This window comes from Photobacterium sp. OFAV2-7, from assembly GCF_022347985.1.
GTDB lineage: Bacteria > Pseudomonadota > Gammaproteobacteria > Enterobacterales > Vibrionaceae > Photobacterium.
In genome coordinates, this window is sequence record NZ_JAKRFQ010000003.1 from 1 (window position 1) to 15717 (window position 15717).

The 15717-nt window shown below is 52.1% G+C and carries 13 protein-coding genes; 2 read left to right on the forward strand and 11 right to left on the reverse strand.

The annotated features are described in order from the left end of the window. The 4 genes from ctaD to lexA all read right to left on the reverse strand — a co-directional run. Positions 1-1589, reverse strand: a 1589-nt coding sequence (gene ctaD / locus MHN01_RS00685) for a cytochrome c oxidase subunit I (protein ID WP_239409583.1), incomplete at its 3' end; no start/stop codon positions are given. Positions 1590-1603: 14 nt separating this feature from the next. Further along, a complete protein-coding gene (gene coxB / locus MHN01_RS00690; RefSeq protein ID WP_239409623.1) occupies positions 1604-2725 on the reverse strand; it encodes a cytochrome c oxidase subunit II in 1122 nt (373 codons plus the stop codon). 265 nt (positions 2726-2990) lie between these two features. After that, a complete protein-coding gene (locus MHN01_RS00695; protein ID WP_239409584.1) occupies positions 2991-3788 on the reverse strand; it encodes a class I SAM-dependent methyltransferase in 798 nt (265 codons plus the stop codon). A 145-nt stretch (positions 3789-3933) separates the two neighbouring features. Further along, positions 3934-4554: a transcriptional repressor LexA gene (gene lexA, locus MHN01_RS00700; RefSeq protein ID WP_075766283.1), complete on the reverse strand. Its 621-nt coding sequence runs from the start codon at positions 4552-4554 to the stop codon at positions 3934-3936. Between the two features lie 326 nt (positions 4555-4880). Between lexA and plsB the strand changes: the two genes are divergently transcribed. Further along, complete coding sequence (gene plsB / locus MHN01_RS00705) at positions 4881-7331, forward strand: glycerol-3-phosphate 1-O-acyltransferase PlsB (RefSeq protein ID WP_239409585.1); 2451 nt, start codon at positions 4881-4883, stop codon at positions 7329-7331. A gap of 416 nt (positions 7332-7747) precedes the next feature. Here plsB and ubiA read toward each other — a convergent pair whose 3' ends face one another. Together ubiA and MHN01_RS00715 are read right to left on the reverse strand one after the other, a co-directional pair. After that, on the reverse strand, positions 7748-8608 hold the full coding sequence (gene ubiA / locus MHN01_RS00710; RefSeq protein ID WP_239409586.1) for a 4-hydroxybenzoate octaprenyltransferase: 861 nt from the start codon (positions 8606-8608) through the stop codon (positions 7748-7750). Beyond that, entirely contained in the window at positions 8599-9147 is a 549-nt protein-coding gene (locus MHN01_RS00715) for a chorismate lyase (protein WP_239409587.1), read from the reverse strand. The genes ubiA and MHN01_RS00715 overlap by 10 nt, the downstream gene beginning before the upstream one ends. 157 nt (positions 9148-9304) lie before the next feature. Here MHN01_RS00715 and MHN01_RS00720 point away from each other — a divergent pair, with 157 nt between their 5' ends. Then, positions 9305-9730 (forward strand): flagellar basal body-associated protein FliL, encoded by a 426-nt coding sequence (locus MHN01_RS00720; RefSeq protein WP_370646384.1) that lies wholly within the window; start codon positions 9305-9307, stop codon positions 9728-9730. Between the two features lie 68 nt (positions 9731-9798). On the opposite strand, the gene glpD is transcribed toward MHN01_RS00720, so the two are convergent. The 5 genes from glpD to glpE all read right to left on the reverse strand — a co-directional run bounded on the left by glpD (position 9799) and on the right by glpE (position 15230). Further along, positions 9799-11319 carry a glycerol-3-phosphate dehydrogenase gene (gene glpD, locus MHN01_RS00725; RefSeq protein WP_239409588.1) on the reverse strand — a complete coding sequence of 507 codons (1521 nt, stop codon included), beginning with the start codon at positions 11317-11319 and terminating at the stop codon, positions 9799-9801. Positions 11320-11543: 224 nt separating this feature from the next. After that, positions 11544-12305, reverse strand: coding sequence for a DeoR/GlpR family transcriptional regulator (locus MHN01_RS00730; protein WP_075766273.1), 762 nt, complete (start codon positions 12303-12305; stop codon positions 11544-11546). A 97-nt stretch (positions 12306-12402) separates the two neighbouring features. Further along, positions 12403-13773, reverse strand: coding sequence for a glycerol-3-phosphate transporter (gene glpT, locus MHN01_RS00735; RefSeq protein WP_239409589.1), 1371 nt, complete (start codon positions 13771-13773; stop codon positions 12403-12405). A gap of 263 nt (positions 13774-14036) precedes the next feature. Next, positions 14037-14879 carry a rhomboid family intramembrane serine protease GlpG gene (gene glpG, locus MHN01_RS00740; protein ID WP_239409590.1) on the reverse strand — a complete coding sequence of 281 codons (843 nt, stop codon included), beginning with the start codon at positions 14877-14879 and terminating at the stop codon, positions 14037-14039. 21 nt (positions 14880-14900) lie between these two features. Continuing rightward, positions 14901-15230 carry a thiosulfate sulfurtransferase GlpE gene (gene glpE / locus MHN01_RS00745; RefSeq protein WP_075766267.1) on the reverse strand — a complete coding sequence of 110 codons (330 nt, stop codon included), beginning with the start codon at positions 15228-15230 and terminating at the stop codon, positions 14901-14903. Positions 15231-15717 lie beyond the last annotated feature (487 nt).

The following is a 15717-nucleotide window of genomic DNA, read 5'->3' on the forward strand; positions in this document are numbered from 1 at the left end:
TTCGGCGGTGTAGAGAAGGTGTGGTGCGGCGCCGGTGAAGCCACAGTCCACTCCAGCCCTTCTGCACCGTCCCACGGCTTGGCCGACGCCTTCTCACCACCACGGACACACTTGATGACCACGGCCAGGAAGATCAGCTGAGAAAAGCCGAACAGGAAACCGCCGATACTGACAACCGCGTTAATATCGGCAAACTGCAGCGCATAATCCGGTATCCGGCGCGGCATCCCGGCCAGACCAAGGAAGTGCATCGGGAAGAACAGAATATTGACCGAGACAATCGAGCACCAGAAGTGCCATTTCGCCAGCCTTTCATCGAACATGTAGCCGGTCCACTTGGGCAGCCAGTAATAGGCCGCCGCCATAATCGAGAAGATCGCCCCCGACACCAGGACATAGTGGAAGTGCGCGACCACAAAGTAGGTATCATGATATTGGAAATCAGCCGGGGTAATGGCCAGCATCAGGCCCGAGAAACCACCGATGGTAAACAGCACGATAAAGGCGATGGCAAACATCATAGGTATCTCGAAGGTCAGCGACCCTCGCCACATGGTGGCCACCCAGTTAAAGACCTTGACCCCAGTCGGCACCGAGATCAGCATGGTGCAGTACATAAAGAACAACTCGGCCGCCACCGGCATCCCGGTGGTGAACATATGGTGTGCCCATACTAAAAAGCTCAGACCGGCTATCGAGGCCGTGGCATACACCATCGAACTGTAACCAAAAAGCTTCTTACGTGAAAATGCCGGGATAATAGCTGAAATGATACCGAAACTCGGCAAAATCATGATATAAACCTCGGGGTGGCCGAAGAACCAGAAGATGTGCTGGAACATCACAGGATCGCCGCCCCCGGCCGCATCAAAAAAGCTGGTACCGAAATACTTATCGGTCAGTACCATGGTCACCGCCCCGGCCAGCACCGGCATCACCGCAATCAGCAGGAAGGCCGTGATCAGCCAGGTCCAGACAAACAGCGGCATCTTCATATAGGTCATCCCCGGTGCCCGGAGGTTGACTATGGTGACGATGACGTTGATGGCCCCCATAATGGAGCTGATCCCCATGATGTGAATAGCAAACACGAACAAGCCGGTACTTTCCGGACTATACATCGTCGACAGCGGCGCATAGAAGGTCCAGCCGAAGTTAGGTCCGCCCCCTTCCATAAACAGCGAAGCCAGCAGCAACGAAAAGGCAAAGGGCAGAATCCAGAAGCTCCAGTTGTTCATTCGCGGCAATGCCATATCCGGCGCCCCAATCATCATCGGGATCATCCAATTGGCCAACCCGGTAAAGGCAGGCATAACCGCACCAAATACCATGATCAAGCCGTGAACTGTCGTCATCTGGTTAAAAAAGTTCGGATCGACCAACTGCAGCCCAGGCTGGAACAGCTCTGCGCGGATCACCATGGCCATCGCCCCGCCGATCAGAAACATCGCAAAGCTAAAGATCAGGTACAGCGAGCCAATATCTTTATGGTTGGTGGTGAACAGCCAGCGTTTCAGCCCACTCTGATGATGTTCGTGATGGATCTGTGTCTCTTCGACCTCGGTCTGTTCACGCAGCATATCCGTCATTCTCTCAATCTCCCTTAAAGCTCTTCACCATTGAGGACAGCCTGCACTTCTGCCGCCTGAACCGTCTCACCCGTATTGTTGTCCCAGGCATTACGCTCATAGGTAATGACTGCCGCCAGTTGCTTCAGGCTCAGCTGCGGCCCGAAGGCCTGCATGGCCGTGCCGCTCTTGCCATGGACAACAACACTGATATGCTCGAGCTTTTTCGCCGGATCGACAGATACGCCCTGACCGGCAAGGCCAGGGAAGGCACCGGGGATCCCGTTGCCGTTAACCTGGTGACACATCGCACAGCGGGTACCGTAGACTTGTTCACCCAGCTCCATCAGCTCGTCCATCGACATTTCCATTGCCAGCAACCGCTGCTCTTCTTCATACGCCTCCTGCTGGGCAACCTTGGTAGCCTGCAACCACTGGTCATACTCGTCCTGCGGCTTGGCAATCACCACAATCGGCATAAAACCATGGTCCTTGCCGCACAGCTCGGCACACTGGCCCCGATAGATGCCCGGTTTGTCTATCCGGGTCCAGGCCTCGTTGATAAAGCCCGGGTTGGCATCTTTCTTCACCGCAAAATCTGGCACCCACCAGGAGTGGATCACGTCCTGCGAGGTGATCAAAAAGCGCACTTTCTTGCCAATCGGCACCACCAACGGCCTGTCGACCTCGAGCAGGTAATTTTCCCGCTTTTCACGCTGATTCTCGATCTGTGCTGTTGTTGTTGCTAACAGCGAATAAAAATCAACATCTTCGCCAAAATAGCTATAGTGCCATTTCCACTGCGAACCGGTGACCTGAATGGTGAGATCGGATTCCGAGGTATCCTCCATCGCCAGCAGCGTACTGGTAGCCGGTACCGCCATCACAATCAGGATCGCGAAGGGAATGATGGTCCAGAGGATTTCAACCTTGGTACTTTCATGGAAGGAGGCGGCCACAGCCCCTTTGGATTTGCGGTGGTGAATAATGGCCCAGAACATCACACCAAATACCACCACACCAATGACAATGCAGATATAGAGAATGGTCATATGGAGATCAAACACACGCTGGCTCACCTCAGTGACACCCTGCGTCATGTTCAAGCGCATTGTTTCGGTTTCGGCTACCACGGGCAGCGACAGTGCCGCAACCAGTGATCCCCAAATCAAATGGCGATTCTTCACCCGGATCCCTCCTTTCCATCGTCCTGATTTACTTCAAGAGCAGGTCAATAAATGCACTGGTCCCTCTTCTGATGAGCAAAATAGTGCGAACCAAGTAACACTTTGTTTACATTTAACTTAGGACAAGATCGAAAAAAGGAGCAATAAATTACCCGGAAAAAAATCAAGTGCGCAAAAGAGGTATCACAGCCAAAAGACAGGCGTAGAGAGGGTGTTCGTAGGACAAAGCACGAATCTACAAGCGGAAATGCACCAATACCGGTGTCAGGCGATATTTTAAGCTAGGTATTTTTGCGATCCACCGCTGCCAGGACCGCCAACGAGTACAGTCGTGGTCTAGCGGACTGTGGCTGCTGATCAGTTCCGCCCAAGGCAGCCAGTTCAAGACCTGACGGACCGGATCCTTATAGCCATGACGATAGTCGCCAGCGCCCATCTTAGTCGCGATGGCCGAGCCACAACGATCGCCGGCAACCACCAGACAGACCTCAATCTGACTAAAGTGGCAACCTATACGTTGGACAAAGTGAACCAGCTCACTGCTATTGCACTGCAGCAAAGCCTGATCGCAGAGCAACATAACCGGCGCATTATTCATCGCAGGCAGTGACTTAAGCCAAGAGAGATCGGTCACCGAGCCGAGACGCATCGTGTAGCGTTCACTGCGGTGAAACAAGCGTTCACGCCATAACAGGTTTTCGTCGGTATCCAGCTCGAACCAGCGACAGCGGCCATTGTCGAGGCGATAAAAGCGGGTATCGAGGCCTGCCCCGACATTGATGATCCAGCCGTTGGGGTGGCGACGCAAAAACTGCTGCACCTGGCGATCACACTGAAGAGTCAAGGTGGCATGAAGCAACTGGCGCTCGGTGACATTGCCCGACAAACAATCAGGCTTGAGGTAGCACTGGCTACACGCAGCGGCAGCAACAGGATCATAGATCAGGCCGTCATCCTCCAGGCTCTCGCGGCTACGCAGCCAAAGAGGTTGAAGCAAGGCGGTAGGTATATGGTAACGGGAAGAGTTGGTCATTATCACCTCCATCTGATCATGTGGAGATGATAATGACTATCATTAACTATTGCAAAACATTCTACACAAATAATGAGCAGTTTTTCACATAGTGCAATAATCGTGAATATTATGCTATTGGCATAGATTGTGACCGGACAAAAAACTACATCCAGTCCGCATTGCGGATCACGCCAACAGCAATGCCTTCAATCGATAGCTGCTGATGGTTTAGGTCAACGACAATCGGGGCAAACTCTTCGTTTTCCGCATGCAGCAGTACCTGGGCACCCTTTTTCTCAAGACGCTTCACAGTCACGTCGTCCTCGACACGGGCGACAACAACCTGACCATTATGGACATCCTGGGTCTTATGCACGGCCAGCAGATCGCCATCCATAATACCGATATCTTTCATACTCATGCCATTCACTCGAAGCAGGAAGTCGGCGCGGGGCTTAAACAGCGCCGGATCCACCTCGTAATGTGTTTCGACATGCTCCTGAGCCAGAATAGGCTCACCGGCTGCCACCTGACCGATCAGCGGCAGGCCCTGCTCTGACACATCGTCATTATTGACTAGCAGGCGGATCCCGCGGGATGCCCCCGGAATAATCTCAATTACTTCTTTGCGTGCCAGTGCTTTAAGGTGCTCCTCGGCAGCATTGGCAGAACGGAAGCCAAGTTCACGGGCTATTTCAGCGCGTGTAGGCGGCATTCCAGAATCTTCAATTTTTGCTTTGATCAAATCAAAGACTTCTTGTTGGCGCGGCGTTAACGGCTTCATGACTCACCCTGTCTTTTTATACAGTTCACTGTGAGTATATCCAGTGTTAACAAAGTTGAAAAGACAATTGTTTACGAAAAGAGCAATTTTCCTTGATTCCGCTCCCTGCCCAGATAGCCAGACCATAGGTTAAAAGGGGCGGATAGCATCATTGTTTGCCGTCAAAACAGGTTGCCCGACAAATAGGCAAAAACTAACCCGTCGAGCTAGTATAAAATGTCATTCACAGTGATATTTAACTGCAAGTATGTGGTATATCGCTGCAAAACGACACGCATTTTCTGCTATCCTTGCGTCGCATTAAGAATTCGAGGCTAGTAAAAGATATGTCAAGTTGGCAGAAAATCTATCGAAAATTATTGAATTTGCCGCTTTCTCTGCTGGTTAAAACCCATTCAATACCTTCTGATCCGGTCGCTGATCTGGAACTCGATTTAGAACGACCGATTATCTATATTCTACCGTTTCGCTCAAATACCGATCTGATGACGCTGCGCAGCAGCACCGAAGAGCTGGGACTGCCCGATCCACTGTCACCGCTGGAAATCGACGGCAAGCCATACCGACGCTATGTCTACATTTCCGATGGCCCGAGCGTATTCGGCTCAGACGGCGAGCTCCCGCAAGAGTCCATCGATCTGTTTACCGCCCTGCTTGAGCAGCACAAGCAGGATACCGAGCTCGATCTTCAGGTCATTCCGGCGGCCATTCTCTGGGGCCGCAAGCCCGGCAAGGAAGAAAACCAGAAGCCGGTTCTGCGCCCGCTCAATGGCCCGGAAAAATTCTTCACCATTCTGGGTCGCGGCCGCGACTGTATGGTACGCCTGAGCACCCCGGTTTCGCTGCGCTACATGGCCGATCACCACGGAACCGATGACTCTATTGCCCACAAACTGGCACGGGTGGCCAAAATCCACTTTTCGCGCCAGCAGCTGGCTGCAGCCGGTCCGAAACTGCCGGATCGCCATGCGCTATTCAAACGTCTGCTGGCCTCCAAGGCCATTGAAAAAGTTGTGGCCGAAGAGGCCCAGAGCCGCGATGTCCCGGTAGAGAAGGTGCGCAAAGAAGCCATCGATATGATGGAAGAAATTGCGGCAGATTTCTCCTACTCACTGATCAAACGCGGTGATCGCTTCCTCGGCTGGCTGTGGAACAAGCTCTACCAGGGCCTGAATATCCACAATGCCCAGCGCGTCAGGAAGCTGGCCCAGGACGGCCACGAAATTGTCTATGTGCCCTGTCACCGCAGCCACATGGACTACCTGCTACTGTCCTACGTGCTGTACCGCGAAGGCCTGGTACCACCGCACATTGCAGCCGGTATCAACCTGAACTTCTTCCCGGCCGGACCGATCTTCCGCCGTGGCGGCGCCTTCTTTATTCGCCGCAGCTTCAAGGGTAACCGCCTGTATTCAACCGTGTTCCGCGAATACCTGGCTGAGCTGTTTGCCAAGGGCTATTCCGTTGAATACTTCAGTGAAGGCGGCCGCTCTCGCACCGGGCGTCTGCTACCGGCCAAAACCGGTATGCTGTCAATGACCATCCAGGCAATGCTGCGCGGCCTGAACCGTCCGGTTACTCTGGTTCCCGTCTATATCGGCTACGAACATGTAATGGAAGTGGCCACCTATGCCAAAGAACTGCGTGGCAAGCGCAAGGAAAAAGAGAATGTCGGACAGGTACTGCGTACTCTGCGCAAACTGCGCAACCTCGGCCAGGGCTATGTTAACTTCGGTGAGCCGATTTCTCTGAACCATTACCTCAACGAGAACGCACCTGAATGGCACCAGGACATCGATCCGATTGAGCCGCAGCGTCCACAATGGCTCAACCCGGTGGTCAACGACCTGGCCAACAAGATGATGACCCATATCAATGATGCCGCGGCAACCAATGCCCTGACCCTGTGTGCACTGGCGCTACTGGCAGCCCGCCAACGCGCCCTGAGCCGCGAGGAGCTGGAGCAGCAAATTGACTGCTACCTGCAGCTGCTGCGCAATGTGCCGTACTCCAAGCAATGCACCATGCCGGAGTCAGACGCAGCGACCCTGGTTGCGCATGCCGTCGAAATGGACAAGTTTATTGTCGAGCGTGACAGCCTTGGGGATATTATCTCCCTTGACCGTCAGCAATCGATTTTGATGACTTACTATCGCAACAATATTATTCATCTGTTCGCCCTGCCGTCACTGATCGCCCATATCGTTGTTCAGCATCAGCGCCTGAGCCTGCAAGCGCTCCGCCAGCAGGTCGAGCTGCTGTATCCGTTCCTCAAGGCCGAGCTCTTCCTGCGTCACGATAAGGAATCGCTGGGTGAAATCATCGACAGTCAGATAGCCGAACTAGTACGCCAGCGACTGGTACTGAGTGACGGTGAGTATATTGAGCTGAACAGTGCCCGTATCGGTCCGCTGCAGTTGCTGGCTCGTACCATCTCGGAAACCCTTCAGCGTTATGCTATCGCCCTTACGCTATTGCGTTCTGAGCCTCAGTTGATGAAAAGCGATTTGGAACAGCAAAGCCAGATGATGGCCCAGCGCCTGAGCCGACTTCACGGCATCAATGCACCGGAGTTCTTCGACAAAGGGGTATTCGCCACATTGGTCAAGACGCTGCGTAGCGAAGGCTATCTCAACGATGAATGCCATGCGGTGTCCCGTCCGGTTGAAACCCTGGCCGAGCTGCTTGCCGCCCTGGTTTCTCCGGAAGTCAAACTGACCATTCAGGCCGTAATGAACCGGGAAGACAAAGTGGAAGAGGTCGAGCCGAGCGCCTAACCCGCACCGGCCCCAACTTATCCCACAGACACAAAGCTGGCCTTGAAGGCCAGCTTTTTTTAGCTTTGCAGGCAACGGCCCAAGCCATCAACATTGTGCAGCCATTTTACCCGTCCAAAAGCCCGCCAACTTGTATGGCAGGGACAAATGTGCAGCTTGTACAGCTTTTTACCTACCATAGCACAATTGCTCGAAAAGCTGCCCAGCAGCCAAATCTCATAATAAGCGGCTGTTTTAAAAGAATATAAAACCAACCCATCAATCTAATGAATTGGGGGCCAGATAGCTTGTACAGCTTTTGGGTCATCTAAGGTCAGAAACCTTCTCACAAAATGCTCCCCTCAAAACCACCGGTGGTCCTCCAGGCACAAAAAAAGCGCCATCGGCGCTTTTTTCTTTATCATTAGCAAGGTTTATCAGCTAAAGCCAACACCGGCACCAATACCGATGCACACCAGCATGCCGACATAGTTATTGTTGAGGAAAGCCTTGAAGCACGGATCGCGTTCACGCTCGCGGATCAGCATCTGCTGATAGACAAACAAGCCCGCGGCCAATAACAAAAACCAATAATACAGCTGATGAAGCGCCATCACGGCACCAACCGCGATAAGCAAGACCAAGGCCCCGAGCTGCAGCAGCCCGACAATGATTTTATCAGAGCGGCCAAACAAAATAGCCGTCGACTTAATGCCCACCTTCAGGTCATCATCACGATCCACCATTGCATACTGGGTATCATAGGCAATGGTCCACAAAATATTGGCAGCAAACAACAGCCAGGCAACAGCAGGCAACTCACCGGCCTGTGCCGCGTAGGCCATCGGAATAGACCAGCCAAACGCCATCCCCAGTACCAACTGCGGCAAATGGGTATAGCGCTTCATAAACGGGTAGGCAGCAGCCAGCAGTAAACCGACCACCGATAACATAATGGTCAGCTTGTTCATGGTCAGCACCAGCAAAAAAGACACCAGAACCAGCAAACCAAACAGTCCGAGCGCTTCCCGCTCAGTGATCTTGCCAGAAGGCATCGGACGCTGGGCCGTCCGCTTAACGTGGCCATCAAAATTCCGATCCGCAAAGTCATTAATCACGCAGCCTGCCGCTCGCATAAAAATCACGCCGAGAACGAATACGATCAAAACCTGCGGGTTGGGAAACCCGTCAGCGGCCAGAAACAATGCCCATAGCGTCGGCCAAAGCAGTAGCAGGCTGCCGATTGGGCGGTCAAACCGTGCCAGTTGCCAATACGCTTTTGCTTTGCTCAGTTCCAACTCTGACTCTCCTTTGCATAAACCGGGGCCGCTTCCAGAAACAGCTCCGCGACCAGTAGCGGTTTTTCGTTAATCCACAGCCTCGAGCGCCGGGCCCACAGAGGGTCAGTGCAAGTACCGACGTTGGCAACAACCAGTGCATCCCGGCGGGCACTGCGATCAGTGAACACCCGAAGCCCTAACGGCATTTCGCCAAGCTGTTCCAAATCACTCTCCTGTCCGGTCAGCGTCGACGCCGGGATCAGCGTGCGGGCAAACACCCAGGGGATCCCGTCCCCCATCAGCACCACTTTACGCAGCAGGCAGTCAACATCACCGATCAATGCCCTTTCATCATCCGATAACTGTGACTTATGAATTCTTGTCTGTTCAATCAAAGACACCGTGAAATGCTCACAATGACGCTGAAAACGTCGTGACAATGAATCCGGTTCTAGCAACCAATGCCCAAACCCCGTCCCTTCCAAGGCTGTCTCTTCCGGTGCCTGCCACTGGGCACGATCCAGCAAGGGCTTATACAACTGCTTGAATTTCGACATCTTTCTAATATAAACCCCACCAAACTGTTATCTAACACTTGGTAGAATCAGGTTAATTTATTACCATAAGGAAACACTATTGTAGCAAGCTGTAACGGGTACGAATATCGTTACGATCGAAAGAAAGTAATTCATTGCCTGAAAAGGCTGTAAATCCATGAGTAAAATAATGAAACCGACAATCTTTGGCTTTACCCTATTTATTGCAGCCCTGCTGGCCCCATTTTATGCCTCGGCTGAAGATGCCGAAACGGCAACCCCTCAATATACATATTTTACTCTTGAGCCTGACATCACCACCAACTATGTCACCCAAGGGAAGAAAATCGGCTACCTGAGGCTGCAGGTTGACCTAATGGTGTCCGATCCGGACTTGATCGCCAAGCTGGAACACCATGCACCGCTGATCCGCGATGCCATTATCAACATTATCGGCCAGCAGCCCGAAGCCAGGATCAAATCCCTGGCCGGCAGAGAGGAAATTCGCCTGGCGTGCCTGAACAAAGTCAATGAATTACTGATCATGGAAACAAAACAACGGATCCTCACCGAATTGCTGTTTACCAAGTACCTGTACCAGTGATCTGTTAACCCGAATCCCAACCAAAAAAGGCGCTCATCGAGCGCCTTTCTGCTATTCGGATTAGTGGGTTATGCCGCGGCAACCGCATGCGATGGCCGCTTTGCCTGAATATAATCCGCCACGGCCAACTGCTGCTCGGTGCTCAGATACAAACCTAGCTTGCTGCGGCGCCACAATGCATCCTCGGCGACCTGGACAAATTCATGCTCCATCAGATAATCCAGCTCGCGGGCATACAGGCCTTCACCAAAGTGCTGCCCCATGTCGGCTTCTGAGGTTACCCCTTCAAGGAGCTTAGCTGCATTGCTACCATAGTTGGTCGCCAGTCGCTCCACGGTAAAGCGCGACAGCCACGGACACTGCATTTTCAGACGGGTTGCCAACTGCCCACCGTCAAAATCAGCCTCACCACCCGGCAAATAGGACTCCGCCGTCCAGCTCTCACCCATACGCGGGAAGAAAGGTGCCAGCTTGGTCATTGCCGCCTCAGCCAGCTTGCGGTATGTCGTCAGCTTACCACCGAAGATCGACAGCAGCGGCGGCTGGTTGCCTTCCTGCTCCAACTCCAGTGTGTAATCACGGGTAATGGCCTGCGGTGAGTCAGACTCATCATCGCAAAGCGGTCTTACTCCACTGTAGGTCCAGACCACATCCTCGCGCTTGAGCTTACTGACGAAGTGATGGTTGTAAACCTCAAGCAGGTAGTTGATCTCATTATCATCTATTGCCACTTCACGCGGATCACCTTGATACTCGACATCAGTGGTGCCGATAATTGAGAATCGGTCCAGATACGGGATCACAAAGACAATACGGCTGTCTTCGTTTTGCAAAATGTAAGCCTGAGGTTCGTCGTGAACACGGGGAACGACAATATGCGAACCCTTGATCAGGCGGATATTGCGCGGAGACGGCGCCTCCAGACTGTGATCGTAAAATGCCTTCACCCACGGGCCTGCGGCATTAACCAGTGCATGCGCCTTACGCTCGAATGTCTCGCCAGTCAGCATATCGCGAATGGTGACCTGCCAAAGATCATCATGCTTCTCTGCCTTCTCCACCTTGCAACGGTTACGCACCTCGCCGCCACGGGCAGCCACTTCCATCGCATTGAGTACCACCAGGCGGGCATCATCAACCCAGCAGTCAGAATATTCGAATCCCTTGGTAATTTCAGGCACCAATACTGACTCCGGACCAAACTTCAGCCCCTGGCTCGCCGGAAGTGTCGTTCGTTTGCCAAGATGATCATAAAGAAACAGACCGGCACGGATCATCCAGGCCGGGCGCAGGTGGGGACGATGGGGCAGGCGGAATCGCATCGGACGGGCAATATGCGGAATTTTGCGCAGCAACACCTCGCGCTCTGCCAGTGCCTCACCCACCAAACGAAACTCATAATGCTCGAGGTAGCGCAAGCCGCCATGGATCAGCTTGGAGCTGGCAGATGACGTTGCCGACGCAAAGTCACTGGCCTCAAACAGCCCGACCCGCAAGCCACGTCCAGCCGCATCGGCTGCAATACCAGCGCCGTTAATTCCACCGCCAACGACAATCAGATCCAATACTTCAGTTGCTGCTACCCTCATACCACCACCTCAATCGAAAATAAAAAGTTCACAAACACTCATCAATGTTCGTTATCGAGCATAATAGACGAGATTTTGCGGAAGATCATCATTTTTATTTTCGAGTTGTTACATCAAAGCGATGTAAGTAACAATTTTGATACAAAAAAAACGAGCTGCCATAATGGCAGCCCGCAGCTATGATATTGATTTAATTAGCTGTCAGCGGCTAGGCTGAACCCGCACTAATTGATAATTTCAATGTGAATTTCATTTTCAACCAGACGCTTAGCCAGCTCTTCTGGTGGATTCTGATCCGTAAACAGCATATCAATCTGGCTGATATCACCAAGGTTGACCATCGCATTACGGCCAAACTTGGTATGGTCGACACCCAGCATGACACAACGACTGTTTTCGATAATAGCCTGCTTTACCCGCACTTCATGGTAGTCGAAATCCAGCAGGGAACCGTCCAGGTCAATCCCGCTGATCCCCATGATGCCGAAGTCCAGCCTGAACTGCGAAATAAAGTCGAGCGTCGCCTCGCCAACAATACCACCGTCCCGGTTACGGACCTCTCCGCCCGCCAAGATAACGCGGAAGTCATCTTTGCCGGTCAGGATACTGGCAACATTCAGGTTGTTGGTTACGATGCGCAGGTCGTTATGCTCAAGCAAAGCACGGGCAACGGCTTCAGGTGTGGTCCCGATATCGATAAACAGGGTGGCACCATCCGGAATATGCTCCACCATAGCCTTGGCGATACAGTCTTTCTCGGCCAACTGCATCACTTTACGGGTGCTGTACGAGGTGTTTACCGAGCTTGACGGAATGGTGGCGCCTCCATGATGACGGCGAATTTTGTTATCTGCTGCCAATTCATTGAGATCACGACGAATAGTTTGCGGGCTGACATTAAAACGCTCTACCAGATCGTCAGTGCTGACGTAGCCCTGGGTTTTAACGAGATCGATGATTTCCTGGTGACGTTTGCTTTGCTTCACGACTAACGCTGCTCCTAGTTGCAACAAGGCTCCGCGAATGCGAAGCCTTGTCATATTACCTAGAGCGTTACCAAGATGCCAATGATGGCGATCTCAATCACGCATTTTGCTCTACTTGTCCTGCGATAGCTTCTTTGTGAAGCTTGCTTTCACCGATCAATGCCAGTGTCAGGAAGAAGATAGACAGGCCACAGGCCGAGGTCAGTACCAGGAAGCCGCCGTCCCAACCGAAGTGGTCCACGGTATAACCCAGAATCGCATTCGCCGCGACCGCACCGCCAAGGTAACCAAACAGGCCGGTCAGACCTGCTGCAGTACCCGCCGCTTTCTTAGGAGCCAGTTCCAGCGCGTACAGACCAATCAGCATTACCGGACCGTAAATCAGGAAGCCGATAGCAACCAGTGCCATCATATCAATCATCGGGTTACCGGCCGGATTGAACCAGTAGACCAGAACAGCCACGGTAACCAGCGCCATGAACAGGATCCCGGCAGGAGCACGGCGTCCCTTGAAGAACTTATCCGACATCCAGCCACACAGTAGCGTACCCGGAATACCAGCCCACTCGTACAGGAAGTAAGCCCAAGAAGACTTATCTACGGTGAAGTCTTTAACTTCGCTTAGGTATACCGGTGCCCAGTCAAGCACACCGTAGCGGATCAGGTAAACGAAGGCATTGGCAATCGCAATGAACCACAACAACTTGTTGTTAAATACATACTTGAAAAAGATTTCCTTCGCGGTCATCTCTTTCTCATGAGATTCATCGTAGTTGTCAGGATAGTCATTCTTGTGCTCTTCAATGGAAGGCAGACCACAAGACTGCGGGGTATCACGCATCACCAACAGGGTGAAGGCTGCTACCAACAAGGCAAAGAAAGCCGGTACGTAGAAGGCCGTACGCCAGTCATCATTGAATGCCCACAAACCAAGCAGGAACATAGGACCAATCAGACCGCCACCCACGTTGTGGGCAACGTTCCACACTGACACCACCTCACCACGCTCTTTGCGTGACCACCAGTGTACCATTGTCCGTCCACAGGCCGGCCAGCCCATGCCCTGGAACCAACCGTTAAGGAACAGCAGGATAAACATGGCTGCAATACTGCCGGTCGCCCATGGCATAAAGCCGAAGCACAGCATTACCATGGCCGACATCGTCAAACCGGCAGCAAGGAAATACCTTGGGTTAGAGCGATCAGAGACACTCCCCATCAAGAACTTAGACAAACCGTAGGCGATAGAGACAGCGGCAAGCGCCACACCCAAATCACCGCGGCTATAGCCGTATTCCTCAATCAGGAAAGGCATTGCCAGGCTAAAGTTTTTACGGACGAGGTAGTAACCGGCATAACCAAAGAAAATACCGGCGAAAAGTTGCCAACGGAGTCGCTTGTAGACGGGATCGACCTGGCCATCAGCCAGACGCTCCGTATGCAAGGCGGGTTTAAAAATGCCAAACATAAGATGTTCCTTAAAAATGTTGTTGTTGTTTTAGCGATGGTTTGCGTAAACGCAATATAGGGCGAGCGAAAATAAGCAATATCGCTCAAGGTATGCAAATTATTGCGCGAATGAAGATAAATAAATGTGAAAAGAATCAAAAACGAAGATTTAATTTCCAGCTTTGGTGCTTTTACTCTAAAATTTTCAAAAAAAAATTGATATAGAAAGGTCAATCAACAGATTAAGTTAACTATGGCAGACGAGCCTAATCTTAAATGTGGCTAATTATTCGCCTTTTTATGCAGCTTGGCATCGACAAGCGCCAAACCACAACCACTGAACAAGCCAAACAAGTGTGCCATATTGGCGACTGACATCCCAAACGGCTGGGCAAAGCCCAATACCAGCCAAACCAACATGAAGACGACGTATGAATTGGGGAGCATCAATCCCCGTTGCGGCGCCAGCCAGCCCATCCACCAGATGTAACCCATCAATGCATAGACCACACCTGACAGACCGCCAAAATTCGGCCCATGGAGCCAAAACTGGGCAAAACCGGAGATCAGAGCAGAAACGAGAAATACCTGAACCAGCTTTGAGCTCCCGCTGTGACGTTCGAGTTGCCCGCCCAGAAGCCACCACCACAGGCAATTAAATATGATATGCAGTGTCGAAAAATGGATAAGAGCATGGGAGAAGAAGCGCCATACCTGCCACTGATCGCCATTCATAACCGGAAAATGAAGCAGCTCGAACACCGGTTGCTGCAGCCCGAACAGCCAAAGCCCGTAGATAACAATGGCAACGACCATGACCATCAGGCCAAAAGGACCGGCCCCGGACTTGACCAGAGCCAACAGGCCCGGGCTATTGTAGTAAAACTTCGCAGTCCGCGACTCGGCTACTTTCCACGAAGCGGCCTGGTATTTCCTGTCGTGCGGATTGGCCAAAAACATATTGAGCTCAGCCTGTGCTTCCACCAGATGCTCGGATTCCTTCAGCCAGATAGCAACCATTCCCTCCGGCTCCGGCGCCAATACCAAGGCGATTCCGCGGGACGCCATATAGTCGATAAAGGCCTGGGCCTGACGGGCATTGTTTAATCCGGCTAACCGATGCATCTATTACTCCGTTCTGAGAGACTACGCCTGCTGAATACAAGGATACGCCTGGCGTCGCCAGGCCTCGAAACCACCATCAAGACTATACACTGTTTCGTAGCCTTGATTAATCAAGTATTGTGCCGCCCCCTGGCTACTAATACCGTGATAACACATGACAATTACTGGTTGCTCGAAATCGACCTCATTCATGAACTCGACCACGGTATCGTTGGTCAGGTGAAAAGCAGGCTCCGGGTGTGACAAGGCAAATGACTGCGGATCGCGGATATCGACCAGTACAGCCTCTGAATCGGCGTGTTGTAATAATGTATATGCCTGCTCTACCGAAATATGCTCAAACTGTTCCATCGACTGCCTCACTCTGTCTGGCACAAACTACCTGTAGCGATAGCCTGCTTTGTTATTCTGTTGATCCAAATAGCCGGATCTTCCCGACAAGTCCGAAAACGTGACGATCGTCCGATTTAGGATCCTGTCAAAAAATACCAGCCGTATTTTCGCTGTCGTTTATTGTACCGCACAAAGTTACTCACAACCTCGCACAGAAAGTAGGGCTTTCCCAGCACCGCGCCATACCAACCAACATCAGGCACCACAAGGCGTCAGATCAACAGTCCACAACCCCGCCCCTAGCAACTGATCAATTTACCACCAGCTGTGGAAAAATCTGTGAATAGCGTTGATAATGTGTTTCCCGCTATTTGGATCCACTACATGTAGATCGGATCCGATCGAAAGCTGTGGATAAATTGCCGGTTAGTACACAGCTCTACCCACAAATGTGAGGTATCTCTCAGAAATCAGGCACAAAAAAACCGGCACTAGGCCGGTTTTC

What these genes read in the sequence shown, in the direction of transcription:
- MHN01_RS00695 (WP_239409584.1), bottom strand. Translation starts at nt 3,788, where the DNA reads ATGACCAACTCTTCCCGTTACCATATACCTACCGCCTTGCTTCAACCT.
- lexA (WP_075766283.1), bottom strand. Translation starts at nt 4,554, where the DNA reads ATGAAGCCGTTAACGCCGCGCCAACAAGAAGTCTTTGATTTGATCAAA.
- plsB (WP_239409585.1), top strand. Translation starts at nt 4,881, where the DNA reads ATGTCAAGTTGGCAGAAAATCTATCGAAAATTATTGAATTTGCCGCTT.
- MHN01_RS00715 (WP_239409587.1), bottom strand. Translation starts at nt 9,147, where the DNA reads ATGTCGAAATTCAAGCAGTTGTATAAGCCCTTGCTGGATCGTGCCCAG.
- MHN01_RS00720 (WP_370646384.1), top strand. Translation starts at nt 9,305, where the DNA reads ATGAGTAAAATAATGAAACCGACAATCTTTGGCTTTACCCTATTTATT.
- glpD (WP_239409588.1), bottom strand. Translation starts at nt 11,319, where the DNA reads ATGAGGGTAGCAGCAACTGAAGTATTGGATCTGATTGTCGTTGGCGGT.
- glpT (WP_239409589.1), bottom strand. Translation starts at nt 13,773, where the DNA reads ATGTTTGGCATTTTTAAACCCGCCTTGCATACGGAGCGTCTGGCTGAT.
- glpG (WP_239409590.1), bottom strand. Translation starts at nt 14,879, where the DNA reads ATGCATCGGTTAGCCGGATTAAACAATGCCCGTCAGGCCCAGGCCTTT.
- glpE (WP_075766267.1), bottom strand. Translation starts at nt 15,230, where the DNA reads ATGGAACAGTTTGAGCATATTTCGGTAGAGCAGGCATATACATTATTA.